Here is a 15,558-nt window from a genome sequence, read left to right on the forward strand (position 1 = left end):
CGAGCGCTTATCCGGACGAGTGGTCGATTCCTCAGGGATTCAGCCGCTCGAGTGGCAACCATTAAGCCCGTCGCCAGCGCTCTCAATAGGCGGCGGGCTTTTCAGCGTCATGAAGCTAATGTTCTGTGAGCGCGCGTCCCGAAGCCTGCCAGGCGATCATCCCGCCCGATAGATGACTCACATGCAGATAGCCGAGTTTCGACAACTGCTCTGCGGCGATCTCGCTCATGCGGCCGCTGCGGCAGTACAGCACGATCTTCGCTCTCTTGTCCGCCGGGAGCTTGTCAAGATTCTGGGCAATCTTGTCGTAGGGGATAAAGGCGTCTGTTCCGTCGATCTGCCCCGCATAGGGAATATGGACGTTTACAAAGAAGAAATCCTTGCGCAACAGCATCTGACTTAACTGCTCGCCCGTGATGGTTTGAAACCCGGAGCTATTTTGCTCTGCCGCGAGTGCTGCTGGGTAGCTGAAGCCGATTGCCCCATCCAAGATCGAAGGCCCAAGCATGATCTGTGTTGCTATCGCGGTCGGTGCCAGCAAGAAACCGGTCAATCGCCTGCTCCGCATAGCTGCCTCCAGTGGTTTTGTGGTTGCAAATAGGGTCAGCCCGGCCGCTCGCAAGCTGCCATCCTCCTATGTTCGCATGAGCGGCTTTTTATTGCGGCGACTGGCCGTCGTTCATCTTCATACCGTCGCCTTGCTTCATCTGGTTCATTTCATGACCGCCTTCCGCGTCTGATTGCATCAGCTTTTCGATCTTTGGTGGAATGTCGGCCTCCGAGAACTTCTTTTGCTCCTCAGGGTCATGGACAAACGCAATTATGTCGGCCAGTTCCTGCCCCGTAAATTCAATCTGCTCGCCGAGTTCCTGCTTTTGCATCTCGATCATCGCTGGAGCGCCGGCCCACATCTGTGCCGTGAACTCGAACGGATTCATCATTGGCGGCATTGTCGATGCGTCCAATGCCGGCGCGTCGCCGCCGCCGATGCCGTTAACGGAATGACAGACGACGCACCCTTTTTCGGCAAACAGCTTGCGGCCATTGGATGGATTCATAGTGGGCACTATCAGCCCAGGGCTCATCATCCGGTGCGGCATCTGTCCGCTTTGCATCATGGACGAGCCTTGAGACGCGTCCTGTGCGGCGACCGGCGAAACCATGCTAAGGGCGCCGCATATCATCCCGGCTTGCAACCCTCTGAGCCTCGGTGTCATATCAGCCTCCGGCGAACAGACTTCCAGCAGCGTCCTTGATTTCGCGCATGATCCTTTCCGACAATGACACCATGCGCATTGATTTCGATCAAGAACAGTCTTCCTGCAGATCTTACCTGCCGCGCGCCTCGCTGATATTGGCGAGTGGCAGCGTTCGCTTCAGCGGCGCTCAAGCAGGCGGGCTCTGGTCCAGCCAGCCGCCCTCGAATCCAGCACGACGCAACCCGGTGACGACGTACGGACAGGCGCGCATCAAGCGCCAGACCAGGTCGGTCAGGTAGTTCTCGATCATCAGCACGATGGGGCCTTGGTTGATGCCGAAATGCCATGGCGACACCCACCACCCGTATGGATTGCCGGGCTCTCCTGGATGGGTTGGATTGAAGGCGGCCTTGAAGCCGTATCTATTGAACTCTTTCAGCTTGGCCTGATGGATGCAGAAGTCGAGCGCCTCCAGGACGATCTCCGGAGCGAACGGCAAGGAGGCGGCGACCGCCCAGGGCGCGAGCGTGCCGTCATCCGGACCATAGGGCACCCCGCGCCCGACATAGTCGTAGAACTCGCGCACGATGCCGTTCAGCCTGAGAGTGGCCGGACCGGGCCCCTCGCTTGCCGTGATGCCCCAGCAGCACTCCCCGTAACCCTCGAACTTGCGCGGGTTCATGGTCGCATAGCATTGCTGGAGGTAGGTTGCGCGGCGGCTGTTCTCGAAATAATCGATGCCTTTCTCCCGCATGAAGGCGTCCTGAATTCCGCGAAAATCGATCCAGGCATGCGAGAGTTGATGGGTAAACAGCGGGCCGGCATAGAGGTAGTCGTAGCCGTAACAGCTCTCCCAGCGATAGGTCGAGGTCCAGGCCGCGTAGCTGCTTTCCGGGAGCGGATGGGTCGGTGAGCCGAGACCCAGGATGTAAAGAAGCAGGGCCTCGTCGTAGCCTTCCCAACGGTATTTGATGAACCCACCTTCCGGGGTCCAGCCGTGCGTCACTGTCGCGCCCTGGTTCTGTGCCCATTTCCAGTCGGCCCGGCGATAGAGCGCATCGGCAAGCATGCGGATTTCCTGCTCCTCCGCAACCTCCGCGTCGAAATAGGCGGCCGCCGCTAACGCACCTGCCAGCAGGAGAGCGCTGTCGATCGTCGACAGCTCGCAGCGCCAGGCGCGCCGGCCCGTCTGCATATCAAGGAAATGATAGTAGAACCCACGGTATCCGGTGCCGTCCGGCTCCGGCCCCTGCGGACTCGTCCAGAAGAAGCGCAGCGTGCTCAACGTCAGCGCCGCGGCTGCCCGGCGCGACATGAACCCGCGCTCGACGGCGACTGGGTAGCAGGCGAGAGCGAGTCCCGTCACAGCGATGCTTGCAGGCCAGTCGGCGGCTGTCTTGTCGCGGATGAGGCCGTTGGCAGGATTCGCCTCGTCCAGGAAATAGTCGAACGTTTCGCGCTGCAACTGCAGCAGGTCGTTCAGGCTGGCGTTCTGCCGCGTTCGCCTGGAACGTCCTGTCGGTGGGGGCATGGCGGCGTCTCCGTTCACGCTTTGCCTTCAGTTTCCGATCTCGAAGATGGCGGCTCCCGACGACGCGTAGTCCAAGGCGTAGCGAAGCTCGCCTGCCGTCTGCGCGTGCACGGTGCACAGGGGCTCGCCGATGGCCACGGCATCTCCCAGCCGCACGTGCAACTCCACCCCGGCAGCTTTCGAGTCCGGCGCTCCAGCCAGCTTGGCCAGTTTTGCGATCCTTCGGTTGTCGATCGACCGGACGATGCCTGCGCCCGACGCGCAGATCGGCGAGCGCTGCGACGCGGTCGGCGGAATGCGCATCCCGCCCTGAGCTTCGCAGATGCGCTGGAATTTCGCCCAGGCGCGCCCGTCGTCGAGCGTGCGCGCAGCAAGCTGCTGACCTTCCCCGGTTTGGGCACGACCACCCAGTTCGAGGAGCGCTCCTGCGAGCGCGCAGGCCCGCTCCCTCAGGTCAATCGGTGCGTCGGCAGACCGTTGGAGCACCCGGAGCACGTCGCGGGCTTCCAGTGCAGGCCCAATTCCCCGGCCGACGGGTTGGCTTCCATCCGTGAGGACGATCCTGCTTCTTAGCCCGAACGCCGTGGCGACCACGGAGAGGCGATTCGAGAGGGCCTCGGCAGCCGCCTCGCTGCGAATCTTGGCCGTTGGACCCACGGGTAGGTCGAGAACCAGATGAGAGGAGCCGGCGGCGATCTTCTTCGACATCACCGATGCAACCATTTGCCCCTCGGAATCGAGATCGAGCGCGCGTTCCACCCGGATCAGGACATCGTCTGCCGGGCTGAGGCGAACGGCTCCTCCCCAGACGATGCAGCCCGACTCTTCTTCAACCACGCGACGGATCTGCTCGATGCTCAGGTCGACCGGCGCCATGGTTTCCATGGTGTCGGCGGTGCCTGCTGGCGAGGTGATGGCGCGCGACGAGGTCTTCGGCATCGTCAGGCCATGGGCGGCAACGATCGCCACCACGATCGGCGTCGTGCGGTTGCCCGGTAGCCCGCCGACGCAATGCTTGTCGACCACGGTTGCGCCAGGCCAAACCAGCCGTTCGCCGACCTGGACCATCGAGCGCGTCAGAGCGACGGTCTCCGCCTCGTCGAGCGGAAATGCCGACGTTCCCGTGATGAAGGCGGCCAGCTCGATATCCGAATAGCGTCCGGAGGAAACATCGGAAAGGATTGACGCGAAATTCTGGTCGCCGAGCCGATTGCCGAACATCCTTGATCGAACGTGGCTGAAGGATTCGACCGGTTCGGGATGCCGCACGTGGATGACGGCGCCCTCGTCGGCGCCCAGTCGGGACCAGGCTGATTCCGACAAGCCGATTTCGCCGGTGGCCAGGAGGTCCGACGATACTTGGTAGAGTGTCGCAAGGACCTCGCGGCCGCCAGCCGAGAGGAGCACGCGCGAATGGGCGGTGAGGCCTTCTGAACGGCATACGTGGCAGTCTGTCCGCATGAAGACGACGGCTTCATGTTGCGTGTGGATGCCGAGACGCCGACCGCGCAACGGAGCCGGTTCTTGTAGTGCTAACGCTGCCGCCTTCATGGCACGATCGCTTTCTCCAGGTGCTCAGGGACCCTGCACGACTGCGAGATCCAGGGATGCGGCTGTGACAACGCCGTCGGCCACAGCCGCATTGACGCTTACATCATGCCCGTTGGCGCAGGCATGAGCAGCTTGTCGGCCACCGCCTTCTGGGCATCATCCAGCGACGCGTAGAAGGGCTCCAGCGCGACCTTGAGCCGTCGCAGTCCTTCGAGTCGCGTCGACAGCACTCGCTCTTGAAGCTCGATCCGCTTCACTGGCGTTCCGGAATCTCCGCTCATCATGCCGGCCGGCATTTTCGCCATCGCGTCCTTGGCCGAGCTGGCGTTAGCCCGCAGCGCCTCGGCGAGGGCGTCCCATAATGGCCGCTGGGCCTTGGTGAGCTTCAGTTCGGTCGAGAGGAAGGCGATTCGTCCCTCGACATGCTCGGGCGACATCATCTGCCCCATGGGGCTATCGTCGCCCGACATCATGTCCATCATCATCTTCATCATGCCGTTCGACACAATGTTGTTGGACATCGAGCTGCCCATCATCATGGGCATGGCCGAGCTGGGGGCTGCCTCCTCCGCCTTCTCCGTCGCGGCGGCGGGCGGCGAGCCGTCTCCGCCGCCGGTTTTATGATGGGCTTCGTTCGCGAGAACAGGCACCGAGAATACAAGCATCGTCCCGATCGCCAGGGCACTAAAGAGGGTTTTCATGACTATGTCTCCTTGTTGGTATTGCGGCTTCATCAGCGCCTCGTTCAGCCTGCATCGCCCGATGCTGGGCTCGCGGACTGGAAGGTGATGCCGTTCGGCCCCTTGCCGACTGCATAGGATTTCAGGACCGACTGGTCCTTGACCGAGATCAGCGACACGGTGCCGTCGACGATGTTGGTCACCAAGACGAAGGCACCGTCGTTGCTGACGGCGACTCCATGAGCACCCAGCCCAGTGCGGATTGTCTTGACGACCTTGCCGCGTCTGGCCGCGTCGTGCGGCGTAATGGCGACCGGAAAGGAGTCGACCTTCCCAGTTGAGAGGTCGGTCCGGCTGATGGAGCCACCATGTTCGTCGGCAGTGTAGACGAAGCCTGAAGCAACGGGTTCGGCTCCCGCTGGCCTGACGATCAACGCAGCCGCGGCGACGGCTGCTGCTGCCATCAGGGCCAACAGCGTCATGCGTCGGGCGATACCCGAGCGGTTGTCGACCGCCTGGGCGACGGCATTGTTTCTGCGATTGTTTCGCATGGTCTCATCCTCGAAATCGGTCACGCGATGTAGTCGACGACGGTCATCATGCCGGTCGCCATGTGATAGAGGTGATGGCAGTGGAAGGCCCATGTCCCTGGGTTGACGGCATCGAACGCCACCGTCACCTCGCGCATCGGCGGCATCCAGACGGTGTCGCGCACGGCTCCCGCGAAGCGGCGCCCATCGATGGCGACCACCTGGAAATGGTGGCCGTGCAGATGCATGGGATGGCCCATCATGCTGGCGTTGCGCATCGTGAGCTCGACACGCCCGCCCTTCTTGACCGGGATCGGCTGGTGGTTGCTCCATGTCCTGCCGTTGAGGGTCCAGGAGTAGCCCTGCATCGCTCCGCCGAGCTCGACGGGTTCATGGATATCGGCGATCCGCTCTGCGAGCGGTTTGGCGGCCGCAAGCCTGGTCTCGAATGAGAGATCGAGTGGAGGCCCGGCCCGATCGCCTGCGGACGCGATGCGCTTGACTTCGCCTCCCATGGTCGCCAGCACGAAGCCGGTGCGCTGGACGCCGCCTTCGCGCAGGGCCAGGATCGGCCACGCTCCCTTGTCCCCGGGAATGCTGAGCCTGATGTCGATGCGTTGGCCCATGGCGAGCGGGAAGCCGCTGCCGCGAAGGGGAACGACGGGATTGCCGTCGACGGCAATGACCTCGCCTTCGAGCGTCCCGGTATCGATCCAGAACGCCGTGGCGGTCGCCCCGTTAATCAGGCGCAGCCGGACCGTTCCGTTTCTTTCGACGGTGAAGACTTGAGGGTCATCGAGCGTACGGTCGTTTGAGAGATAAGCGTCGTATTCGATGTCGTTGACGTCCATCGGCATGGCCATGCCCCGCTCGGTCGACATGCCTTGCATACCCATGCCTGACATGCCCGACATCGCGTGTCCGGCCATGCCGCCGTTGTCCGACGCAGGTGCCGATCCGGTCAGCCCGGCAAGCAGTTCCTCGGGTGTCTTGAAGCTGAAGTCGTGGAGCAACACCACGACGGGCTGCTCGTCCGCGCCATCTTCAGCGGGGTCGGTGACAATCAGCGGCGCGGCAAGCAGTTGCTGCTCTTGCAGCGTATGGGCATGCATCCAATGCGTGCCCGGCGTCGCGATGGGGAAGTTATAGTCATAGGATTGGCCGGGCTGAAGCAAGGGCTGCGGCAGGTCCGGCACGCCGTCCTGCCCGAAGGGCGGCGTCAGGCCATGCCAATGGATCAAGGTCGGCGCGCCGAGCGCGTTTTCGAGCCGGACCTGGAAGCCATCGGCTGCCGACACGGTAAGCCCATGCGTGCCGTCGGGCTGCACGAGACCCAAGACGTTGGCGGCGCGGCCGGCGACCTCGATGACGCGCGTATCGGCCCGGATGATTTTAGGTGCAGCTGCCCAGGCGGCTGGTGGAATGATCAACGACTGTACGGCACTCGCCGCACCAATAGCCGCAGCAGACGCCAAGAACTGGCGACGGGATATGGATTGCATAACAAAGCTCTCATGTTCGTGACTCGAGACCGGCTTGACCGGCGGCGAAGCGCACGAACGCGAGGGCTCGTGCGCTCAGGCAGTCACGGCGAGTTTTGGCGGGCGCAGGCGAATCGGTATGTCGGCCGGAGAGGAAACGAAGGGCGGCGCAGTCGCGACTGGCTGGGCCTGCGACGTCGCTACGAATGCCTGGGCGTCAACCGGAACGCAGAAAGAGCAACTCGAAGCGGAATCGGAACATATTCCTTGATCGTGGTTGTGGCCAACGTCCCTGCACGGAGCGCGATGACCATCATGTCGGACCGCCGCGGAGCCATGAATGTGCTCCACCGTCCATTGGGTACCACCCGGAGCCGCGGCTGCGTTGGCATGGCCATAAAAGGCCGTGGTGAACGCCATCAGCAGGGCGAGGCAGACGGCGACCCAACGCGGCCCGCCGAATCGTGACGAGCGCTTCATTGAACGGTCCAGCCCTGATCGGATGCATGCCGACCCACAATCAAACCCTTCCACAGCGGCAGCAAAGGCCATCTTGGAACTGATCATACCCTGGAGACCTGGACAGCGATTTGTCCTAGATCAAAGAGTTCAGGGCTCTGGAAAGAGTTCGGTGGTCTTCCCCGTCGACCAATAGGTCAGCAACCCGAGCCACTCGTGCGCGGCGAGGTCCGCTGCCGCGAGGCCACCTGCATCAGAGGCCTGAACCAGAGAGTGCCAGCCCATAGCCTAGCACAACGCGAGAACTCCCGATTGACGTCGATGTATCGGGCCTGAAGGCGAGGACGCGGGCTGAATCGCCGATAGCCATGCGCTCAACTTAGTTGCCTGGGTGTGGGATATCTGCGGCAATCAGGGAATAACAAGTTCAATTTCGGGCCAAGAGTGTTACCCGTAGCCTATGTGTCCGGAACGGACCTAACCTATGTGTCCAGAACGGACCAAGAGGGCTTGGTGCCCAGAGGCGGATTCGAACCACCGACACGCGGATTTTCAGTCCGCTGCTCTACCAACTGAGCTATCTGGGCCTGTGCCGGCTAACGGGATGCGCCCGCCGGGTTTCACGAAGGCACCAGGCGGCGCCCCTTGAAAGCGCGTGGGTTATAGCACGGGAATTCTGCCTGTCCAGCGCCTAGCTGTTGATTTCGTCAGGAAAGAAAAATCGCCGGGAAACGGTCGGTCGCCGGCTGCGCTCACGGCTCGTCCTTGGACGTCGGGCCCGGCTTCGGGCTGTCGTCTTCTTCCTCTTCGCCGTCGCGGCCGGGAATGACATAGGCGCCCTTCAGCCAGCGATTGAGGTCGATGTCCTTGCAGCGCGCCGAGCAGAACGGATAATGCTCGCGCGCCGACGGCTTGCCGCATTCGGGGCAGGGCCGCTTCGGCCGCAGCGGCGTCACCTTGTCGTCCAGGCTCATGAGCGCGCGGCGTGCCAGTTCTGGTGCGCCTTGAAGCCTTCGCCGGAAAGCAGCGCCACGCTCTCGTAGAGCGGCAGGCCGACCACATTGGTGTAGGACCCGACGAGCTTGACGACGAAGGAACCGGCCAGGCCCTGCACGGCATAGCCGCCGGCCTTGCCGCGCCACTCGCCCGAGGCGACATAGGCGTCGATCTCCTCGCGCGGCAGCCGCTTGAAGCGCACCCTTGTCTCCACCAGCCGCTGGCGCAGCTTGCCGCCGGGCGTGATCAGGCAGATGCCGGAATAGACACGGTGCGAGCGGCCGGAAAGCAGGCCGAGGCAGTTGATGGCGTCGTCGATCGTCTCGGCCTTGGGCAGGATACGCCGCCCGACCGCCACCACCGTGTCGGCGGCGAGGATGAAGGCGGGCGCATAGTCCTCCTCGCTCTTCAGCGAGGCCAGCGCCTTCTCGGCCTTGTCCTTGCAAAGGCGCTTGGCCAGCGAGCGCGGATGCTCGGCGCGCAGCGGCGTCTCGTCGACATCGGCGGGCAGCACCCGGTCCGGCTCGATGCCGGCCTGCTGCAGCAGTTCGATGCGGCGCGGCGAACCCGAGGCAAGCACGAGCTTCTGCAGGATGCTCATCGCGGTCGGCGCCAGGCTGTTACTTGAAACGGTAGGTGATGCGGCCCTTGGTCAGGTCGTAAGGCGTCATCTCGACCAGGACCTTGTCGCCGGTCAGCACGCGGATGCGGTTCTTGCGCATGCGGCCGGCCGTGTGGGCGATGATTTCGTGTTCGTTTTCGAGCTTCACCCGGAACATCGCATTGGGCAGCAGTTCGGTGACCACACCTGGAAACTCGAGGACTTCTTCCTTCGGCATTCGATACCTTTGCTTGGATGGGCGTTCCGGCGCCTAGAGCATGATGCCGAAAAGTGTGAAGCGGTTTTCGGACGACATCATGCTCTACTCTTGATCTGGAGTCGGATGATTTCCGACTCCAACCGGAATTCGCGCGGAACCTATATGATAATCGTCCGCTTGTGAACAAGCTTAATCCGGGGCGCTTTCAACCCCCGGTGCCGCAAAACGTCGGCTTATGCGCGCTTTCAGCCGCTCGCGCACGTCGCGATAGGCGGCCATGATGTGCTCGCGCGTGCCGCCGGTGTCGGTCGGGTCGGGCATCGGCCAGTATTCGACCTCGACTGCCAGCGATCGGGTGAGCTCGAGCGCCGCATGATGCGCTTCAGGCGCCAGCGTGACGATCAGGTCGAAATAGTCGTCTTCCAGCTCGTCCAATGTCCTGGGCTGGCGCTCGCCGAGCGACAGGCCCTCTTCGGCCAACACCGCATCGACGAACGGGTCCCGCTCGCCGGCGCGCACGCCGGCCGAAGCGACGAAGGTGGTGGCGGGCAGCATGCGGCGCGCCAACTGTTCCGCGATCGGCGAGCGCACGGCGTTCATGCCGCACAGGAACAGGATCGAATGCGGCAGGGCGGCCAGCACTAGAGCACGGTCCCGAACCGGAGGTCAGCGCACGCAAAAAGTGGGAACCGGTTTTCGGAGAAGATCATGCTCCAGTAAAGAGTTAGATCAGGATGGCGATTCAACGAAACGTCATCCTGATCTAGCCCCGCCAGTGCAGCACGCAGACCAGCGTGAACAGCCGGCGCGCCGTGTCGAAGTCGATCTCGATCTTGCCGGCGAGCCGGTCCATCAGGGTCTGCGAGCCCTCGTTGTGCAGGCCGCGCCGGCCCATGTCGATCGCCTCGATATGGCTGGGCGTCGAGGAGCGGATCGCTTCGTAATAGCTTTCGCAGATCAGGTAATAGTCCTTGACGATGCGCCGCAGCGGCGTCAGCGACAGGATGTGGGTGACCACCTCCGCGTCGTTCTCGCGGCTGACGGCGAAGACCAGGCGCTGCTCGGCCAGCGAAAGCTTCAGCCTGTATGGACCGGCGCCGCCATCATTGACCGGCCGAAAACTGTTCTCCTCGATGAGGTCGAAGATCGCCACGGCCCGCTCGTGCTCGACGTCGGGCGTCGAACGTCCGATCGATTCGTCGAGCTCGACGTCGATCAGCCTGTCACGGGTTTGGTCGTGGCCAGACATCGCTACATGTTCAACCTGATCGCGACGGAGCGGGCATGGGCATCGAGGCCTTCCGCCTTGGCGAGCGCGATCGCGGCCGGCGCCAGCGTCTTGAGCTGATCCGGCCCGAGCTTCAGGATCGAGGTGCGCTTGACGAAATCGAGCACGGACAGACCCGACGAGAAACGCGCCGAGCGTGCCGTCGGCAGGACGTGGTTGGAGCCGCCGACATAGTCGCCGATGACCTCCGGCGTATGGCGACCGATGAACACAGCGCCGGCGTTGCGCATCCTCGAAAGAAAGCCCTCGGCATCGTCGAAAGCGAGCTCGACATGCTCGGCCGCGATCCTGTCGACCAGCGGCAGCGAGGCTTCCAGCGTCGGCACCAGGATAACCGCGCCGAAATCGCGCCAGCTCGCGGCCGCCGTCTCGGCGCGCGGCAGCACCTTGAGCTGGCGTTCGACCGCCTGCTCCACCGCCTTGCCGAATTCGGCGCTGTCGGTGATCAGGATCGACTGCGCCGATATGTCGTGCTCGGCCTGCGCCAGAAGGTCGGCCGCGATCCAGTCCGGATCGTTGTCGGCGTCGGCCACCACCAGCACTTCCGACGGTCCGGCGATCATGTCGATGCCGACGGTGCCGAAAACCTGGCGCTTGGCGGCCGCGACATAGGCATTTCCCGGCCCCACGATCTTGGCGACAGGCCTGATCGTCTCGGTGCCGTAGGCAAGTGCTGCAACCGCCTGCGCGCCGCCGACGCGGTAGATCTCCGAAACGCCGGCAAGGTCGGCGGCCACCAGCACCAGCGGATTGACGACGCCGCCCGAGGCCGGCACGACAATGGCGATGCGCTCGACGCCGGCGACCTTGGCAGGCACGGCGTTCATCAGCACCGAGCTCGGATAGCTGGCCGTGCCGCCCGGCACGTAAAGGCCGACCGCTTCGATCGCCGTCCAGCGCGAGCCGAGCTCGACCCCGGCGGCATCCGTATAGCGGTCGTCCTTGGGCTTCTGCCGCTCGTGATGCGAATGGATACGCTCGCGCGCGAATTTGAGCGCCTCGACGGTCGCCGGATCGGCTGCCTCATAGGCCTTGGCGATGTCGTCCTTCGAGACGGCGATGCCGAGCGCGCTGAGATCGGCCTTGTCGAACTTCAGCGTGTAATCGACAAGCGCCTTGTCACCCTCGGCGCGCACGCGCTCGATGATGCCGCGCACCACGGCCTCGACGTCGGCCGACACCTCGCGCTTGGTGGTGAGGAAGGCCGAAAAACGCTGTTCGAAATCGGCATCCTGCTGTCGGAGCGTAATCGCCATTGCGCTTTTAGCCTCTGTGCACGGGTCGCGAGGTGGCTTCCCAGGCGCCGCCGACATCGGCAAGCCGTGCCTCGACGCATTCGACGTCGAGCATGATGGTGCCGCCGCCCGAAAACACCAGTTCGACGATGCCTGCCGGTTTGCTGATGGCGATGAAGCTGATCGCCAGCAGCGACAGCACCTCGGCCGGCTTGTCGCGTTGAATGCCGCTGGTCTTGGCGCCGAGCACGCGATCGAAATGCAGAACGCTCTGGCGCCGTTCATTGTGCTGGCGCAACAGGCCGGACTTCGCTTCCCAGACGAAGCGGTTCATCGTCAGCACGAAGCGCTTGGCCGCCGGCAGATATTCCAGGTCGGAGACCTTCATCACGGCGTCCTGGACGTGCGCCGAGACGATGCTCAGATCCTGTTCGTCGAGCGCGATGAGCTTGAGAACTGCCATGCCGAATGCGCACCTGAAGGTTGGTTTCAGCCTCTGTTATGCGGTCTTTCCGGTCCGTGCAACCTCGGCACGGAGCCGGCCAAGGGCAATCACGTCAGGTCCGCGCCGCCCCTCATCGCCCTGCCGGGCACTTCTCCGCGTATGGTGACGGCGAGAAGGAAGGCCTTCGCCGAGGATTTCGCCAATCGCGAACGTTGCAGCAAAGGCGCCAAGGGCGCGGACAGCCCTTCTCCCCGTTTACAGGGAGAAGATGCCGGCAGGCAGATGAGGGGCGGCGCCAGCTTCAAAAATTGGCCCCAACGCGCGCGAGACTTACTTTGGTGCACCCGCTTCGCGCGTATCAGCCCGAAATCCGCTCGATCACCGCGCCGCAGCCGGAAAGCTTTTCTTCCAGCCGCTCGAAGCCGCGGTCGAGGTGATAGACGCGGTTGACCGTGGTCTCGCCCTCGGCGGCAAGGCCGGCGATCACCAGCGACACCGAGGCGCGCAGGTCGGTCGCCATCACGGGCGCGCCCTTCAGCTTGGAAACCCCGTCGACGATCGCCGTCTGGCCGGAAAGCGTGATGTGGGCGCCGAGGCGTGCGAGCTCCTGCACATGCATGAAGCGGTTCTCGAAAATCGTCTCGGTGATGCGCGACTTGCCCTTGGCCATCGTCATCAGGCCCATGAATTGCGCCTGCAGGTCGGTCGGGAAGGCGGGGAACGGGGCGGTGGCCACGTCGACCGGCGCAATGCCGGCGCCGTTGCGCTTGACGCGGATGCCTTCATTGGTCGGCGTGATCTCGGCGCCGGTCTCGACAAGCACGTCGAGCGCGGTCTGCAACAGATCGGGCCGGGCGCCGTGCAGCATCACGTCGCCGCCCGTCATCGCCACGGCCATGGCATAGGTGCCGGTCTCGATGCGGTCCGGAATGACGCGCACGCGGGCGCCGGACAGCGCCTCGACGCCGTGGATGGTGATGGTCGAGGTGCCGGCGCCGTGTATCTTGGCGCCCATGGCGATCAGGCACTCGGCGAGATTGACGATCTCCGGCTCGCGCGCGGCATTTTCCAGCACGGTCTCGCCCTTGGCGAGCGAGGCCGCCATCATCAGCACATGGGTGGCGCCGACCGAGACTTTCGGAAATACGTAGCGATTGCCGATCAGGCGACCGTTCTTGGTCTTGGCGATCACATAGCCATTGTCGACATCGAGCTCTGCGCCCAGAACCTGCAGGCCCTCGAGGAACAGGTCGACCGGACGCGTGCCGATGGCGCAGCCGCCGGGCAGCGACACCTTGGCTTCGCCCATGCGGGCAAGCAACGGCCCGACTACCCAGAAGGAAGCGCGCATCTTCGAGACCAGCTCATAAGGCGCGGTGGTGTCGACGATGTTGCGGGCGGAAAAATTGATCGTGCGCGAATAGCCTTCCTGCTGCTTTTCGCGCCGGCCGTTGACGGAATAATCGACGCCGTGATTGCCGAGGATGCGGATCAACTGCTCGACATCCGCCAGATGCGGCACGTTTTCGAGCGTCAGCGTGTCGTCGGTGAGAAGCGAGGCGATCATCAGCGGCAATGCCGCGTTCTTGGCGCCCGAAATCGGAATGGTGCCGGCAAGCTCATTGCCGCCGACAATTCTGATGCGATCCATAAGAAAACGTCCCCTCGGCCAGAACAGGCCGGTTTCAATCGGTTGATGCGCCCGGCTTAGACCATTGGCCGGCTTGGTTCAAGAAATAGGATTTCCCCGACTCCTTACCAACAAGCCCGGCCAACTGTGGCCGGCCAGTATGGCTGTTTTGGTCAGCCTTTGTGCATTTTTCCAGCAGCCGGCAACCCCTCCGGCCTTTCGTCGGCACTGCCGGCGCGTTGCTTGCCAATGTCGCCAGCGCGTTGCTTGCCAACGTCGCCGGCGCGTTGCTTGTCAACGTCGCCAACCCGCCGCGAGCGCGCCTGCGCCTTGCGCTTCTGCAGATTGGCGCGCAACGCCTCGGCCAGCCGGTCCTTACGCTCGCCGTCACTCTTTTTCGGTGGATTTGCCTTGTCGTTCATCGTCCATCCCTGACCGGCGGTCAGCCGGCCGCGATTCCGCAATGGCTAGCATTTTAACGCGGGCTTGTCATGAAAGCCGGCCGTCAGGCGGGTTTCACGCTGTGGATCAGCCGCGCATGCCGCTTTAAACTGCGGAATGGCGGCCAGGAATCATATGCGACGCTTTGGGTTTTTCTTGGCCTTGCGCTTGCCGGTTCGATATGGCAGAAGCGCCGCCATCGCAGGCTGCGGTAGCTCAGTGGTAGAGCACTCCCTTGGTAAGGGAGAGGTCGAGAGTTCAATCCTCTCTCGCAGCACCAGTTTTCCGAAACATCGAAGTGAGCGTGTCGGCCTGTCGCGCCGGCTCAGTTGGTGACGTGCGATAGCCGCAGGCCGGCTTCGTCCGGGGCCTCGGCCATGCCTTCCTCGGCGAAGCGGAACATGTCCTCGAAATCCAGCTCACGCTCGAAAATGACACCGCCGACACTGATCGCAAGCACGTCCTTGTCGCCTTTCGGCGCGAAATAGATCTCGCCGACCGTGCCGCGAATGCGCTCGCCAACGTCCTTGGCGTCCTCTTCGCTAGCGCCCGGCAGGAAGACGCCGAACATTGAGGTTCCGATCCGGCCGATCAGATCGTCCTTGCGCACTGCGGATCGGATGGCAGATGCGATCAGCCGCAAGGCCTCGTCGCCCCATTCGAGACCGAAACGCAGGTTGATCGAGGCCAGGTGTTCCGGATGGATGACCAGAAAGGCGCCCGAGCGCGGGCCGACCGGTCTCGCCGCCCTCCTGTCGACCATCGAGGTGAACACCTTGCCGTTAAGGCAGCCGGTCAGCTGGTCATAGGTGCCGGATTTGGTGAGTTCCTGCCGGTAGCGGCGGATCTCGATCTGTTGCCAGCCGAGCACGGCAAACAGCGGCAGACCGATGACGATCGGCACGACGATTGCCGTAACGGCCCCCCGGCCGAATGGCGTGAGACTGTCGCTGAAAAGCATCAGGTAGTTCAGCGCGAGCGAAAGGCCGACGCAGGCGGCGGTGCCAAGTACGGCCAGCAAGATGAGGTGCCTCCACGTCTGAATAGGCGCGGTCGGTGTTTTCGCGGTCAAGGGCCGATCTCCTGTTCGACGCAATGGCTTACAGGAGGTCCGTTGCAATTTCGGTTTCACGATGCGTACAATTTGATGCAAGTCGGCATCTTCTCCATGGCAAGCGCTGGGTCCGGCACAAAGGATATCGCGGCCGGCGGCGCCCATTGATGGCCAGCCCGGTCGGTGGACCAGTCCAGGTTTTAGAATTGCTGAACAG

At 63.3% G+C, this 15,558-nt stretch carries 17 protein-coding genes and 2 tRNA genes; 1 reads left to right on the top strand and 18 read right to left on the bottom strand.

The window, feature by feature from the left end; all coding sequences use genetic code 11:
* Window positions 1–115: 115 nt before the first annotated feature.
* From RFM52_RS27130 to RFM52_RS27210, 17 genes are all read right to left on the bottom strand, one after another.
* Complete coding sequence (locus tag RFM52_RS27130; protein WP_320298760.1) at window positions 116–553, bottom strand: rhodanese-like domain-containing protein; 438 nt, start codon at window positions 551–553, stop codon at window positions 116–118.
* 103 nt (window positions 554–656) lie between these two features.
* On the bottom strand, window positions 657–1,217 hold the full coding sequence (locus RFM52_RS27135) for a c-type cytochrome (protein ID WP_320298761.1): 561 nt from the start codon (window positions 1,215–1,217) through the stop codon (window positions 657–659).
* Window positions 1,218–1,386: 169 nt separating this feature from the next.
* Window positions 1,387–2,730 carry a glucoamylase family protein gene (locus tag RFM52_RS27140; RefSeq protein WP_320298798.1) on the bottom strand — a complete coding sequence of 448 codons (1,344 nt, stop codon included), beginning with the start codon at window positions 2,728–2,730 and terminating at the stop codon, window positions 1,387–1,389.
* Window positions 2,731–2,757: 27 nt separating this feature from the next.
* A complete protein-coding gene (locus RFM52_RS27145; protein ID WP_320298762.1) occupies window positions 2,758–4,281 on the bottom strand; it encodes a thymidine phosphorylase family protein in 1,524 nt (507 codons plus the stop codon).
* Window positions 4,282–4,379: 98 nt separating this feature from the next.
* Window positions 4,380–4,982, bottom strand: coding sequence for a Spy/CpxP family protein refolding chaperone (locus RFM52_RS27150; protein ID WP_320298763.1), 603 nt, complete (start codon window positions 4,980–4,982; stop codon window positions 4,380–4,382).
* A gap of 44 nt (window positions 4,983–5,026) precedes the next feature.
* Complete coding sequence (locus tag RFM52_RS27155; protein WP_320298764.1) at window positions 5,027–5,536, bottom strand: YncE family protein; 510 nt, start codon at window positions 5,534–5,536, stop codon at window positions 5,027–5,029.
* On the bottom strand, window positions 5,533–6,984 hold the full coding sequence (locus RFM52_RS27160; protein WP_430699312.1) for a multicopper oxidase family protein: 1,452 nt from the start codon (window positions 6,982–6,984) through the stop codon (window positions 5,533–5,535). Before RFM52_RS27160 ends, RFM52_RS27155 begins: the two co-directional genes overlap by 4 nt.
* 958 nt (window positions 6,985–7,942) lie before the next feature.
* Window positions 7,943–8,018 (bottom strand) — tRNA-Phe (locus RFM52_RS27165).
* A gap of 165 nt (window positions 8,019–8,183) precedes the next feature.
* A complete protein-coding gene (yacG, locus tag RFM52_RS27170; protein WP_320298766.1) occupies window positions 8,184–8,405 on the bottom strand; it encodes a DNA gyrase inhibitor YacG in 222 nt (73 codons plus the stop codon).
* The gene (locus RFM52_RS27175) at window positions 8,402–9,028 is read right to left on the bottom strand and encodes a Maf-like protein (protein ID WP_320298767.1); all 627 of its coding nucleotides are present in this window, start codon (window positions 9,026–9,028) and stop codon (window positions 8,402–8,404) included. The genes yacG and RFM52_RS27175 overlap by 4 nt, the downstream gene beginning before the upstream one ends.
* 19 nt (window positions 9,029–9,047) lie before the next feature.
* Window positions 9,048–9,266: a translation initiation factor IF-1 gene (infA, locus tag RFM52_RS27180; protein WP_006200926.1), complete on the bottom strand. Its 219-nt coding sequence runs from the start codon at window positions 9,264–9,266 to the stop codon at window positions 9,048–9,050.
* 171 nt (window positions 9,267–9,437) lie between these two features.
* Complete coding sequence (locus tag RFM52_RS27185; RefSeq protein ID WP_320298768.1) at window positions 9,438–9,890, bottom strand: arsenate-mycothiol transferase ArsC; 453 nt, start codon at window positions 9,888–9,890, stop codon at window positions 9,438–9,440.
* Window positions 9,891–10,011: 121 nt separating this feature from the next.
* A complete protein-coding gene (locus RFM52_RS27190; RefSeq protein WP_320298769.1) occupies window positions 10,012–10,497 on the bottom strand; it encodes a UPF0262 family protein in 486 nt (161 codons plus the stop codon).
* A 2-nt stretch (window positions 10,498–10,499) separates the two neighbouring features.
* Window positions 10,500–11,792 carry a histidinol dehydrogenase gene (gene hisD / locus RFM52_RS27195; RefSeq protein ID WP_320298770.1) on the bottom strand — a complete coding sequence of 431 codons (1,293 nt, stop codon included), beginning with the start codon at window positions 11,790–11,792 and terminating at the stop codon, window positions 10,500–10,502.
* Window positions 11,793–11,799: 7 nt separating this feature from the next.
* Window positions 11,800–12,234 carry a DUF2948 family protein gene (locus tag RFM52_RS27200; RefSeq protein ID WP_320298771.1) on the bottom strand — a complete coding sequence of 145 codons (435 nt, stop codon included), beginning with the start codon at window positions 12,232–12,234 and terminating at the stop codon, window positions 11,800–11,802.
* Window positions 12,235–12,574: 340 nt separating this feature from the next.
* A complete protein-coding gene (gene murA, locus RFM52_RS27205) occupies window positions 12,575–13,867 on the bottom strand; it encodes a UDP-N-acetylglucosamine 1-carboxyvinyltransferase (RefSeq protein ID WP_320298772.1) in 1,293 nt (430 codons plus the stop codon).
* 152 nt (window positions 13,868–14,019) lie between these two features.
* A complete protein-coding gene (locus RFM52_RS27210; protein WP_320298773.1) occupies window positions 14,020–14,268 on the bottom strand; it encodes a hypothetical protein in 249 nt (82 codons plus the stop codon).
* A 224-nt stretch (window positions 14,269–14,492) separates the two neighbouring features.
* On the opposite strand from RFM52_RS27210, the gene RFM52_RS27215 reads away from it, so the two are divergent.
* Window positions 14,493–14,567, top strand: a tRNA-Thr gene (locus RFM52_RS27215).
* Between the two features lie 45 nt (window positions 14,568–14,612).
* Here RFM52_RS27215 and RFM52_RS27220 read toward each other — a convergent pair.
* On the bottom strand, window positions 14,613–15,506 hold the full coding sequence (locus RFM52_RS27220) for a GGDEF domain-containing protein (protein WP_320298774.1): 894 nt from the start codon (window positions 15,504–15,506) through the stop codon (window positions 14,613–14,615).
* Window positions 15,507–15,558: the final 52 nt, after the last annotated feature.

Origin of the sequence: Mesorhizobium humile (genome assembly GCF_033977215.1) — a bacterium.
GTDB lineage: Bacteria > Pseudomonadota > Alphaproteobacteria > Rhizobiales > Rhizobiaceae > Mesorhizobium > Mesorhizobium humile.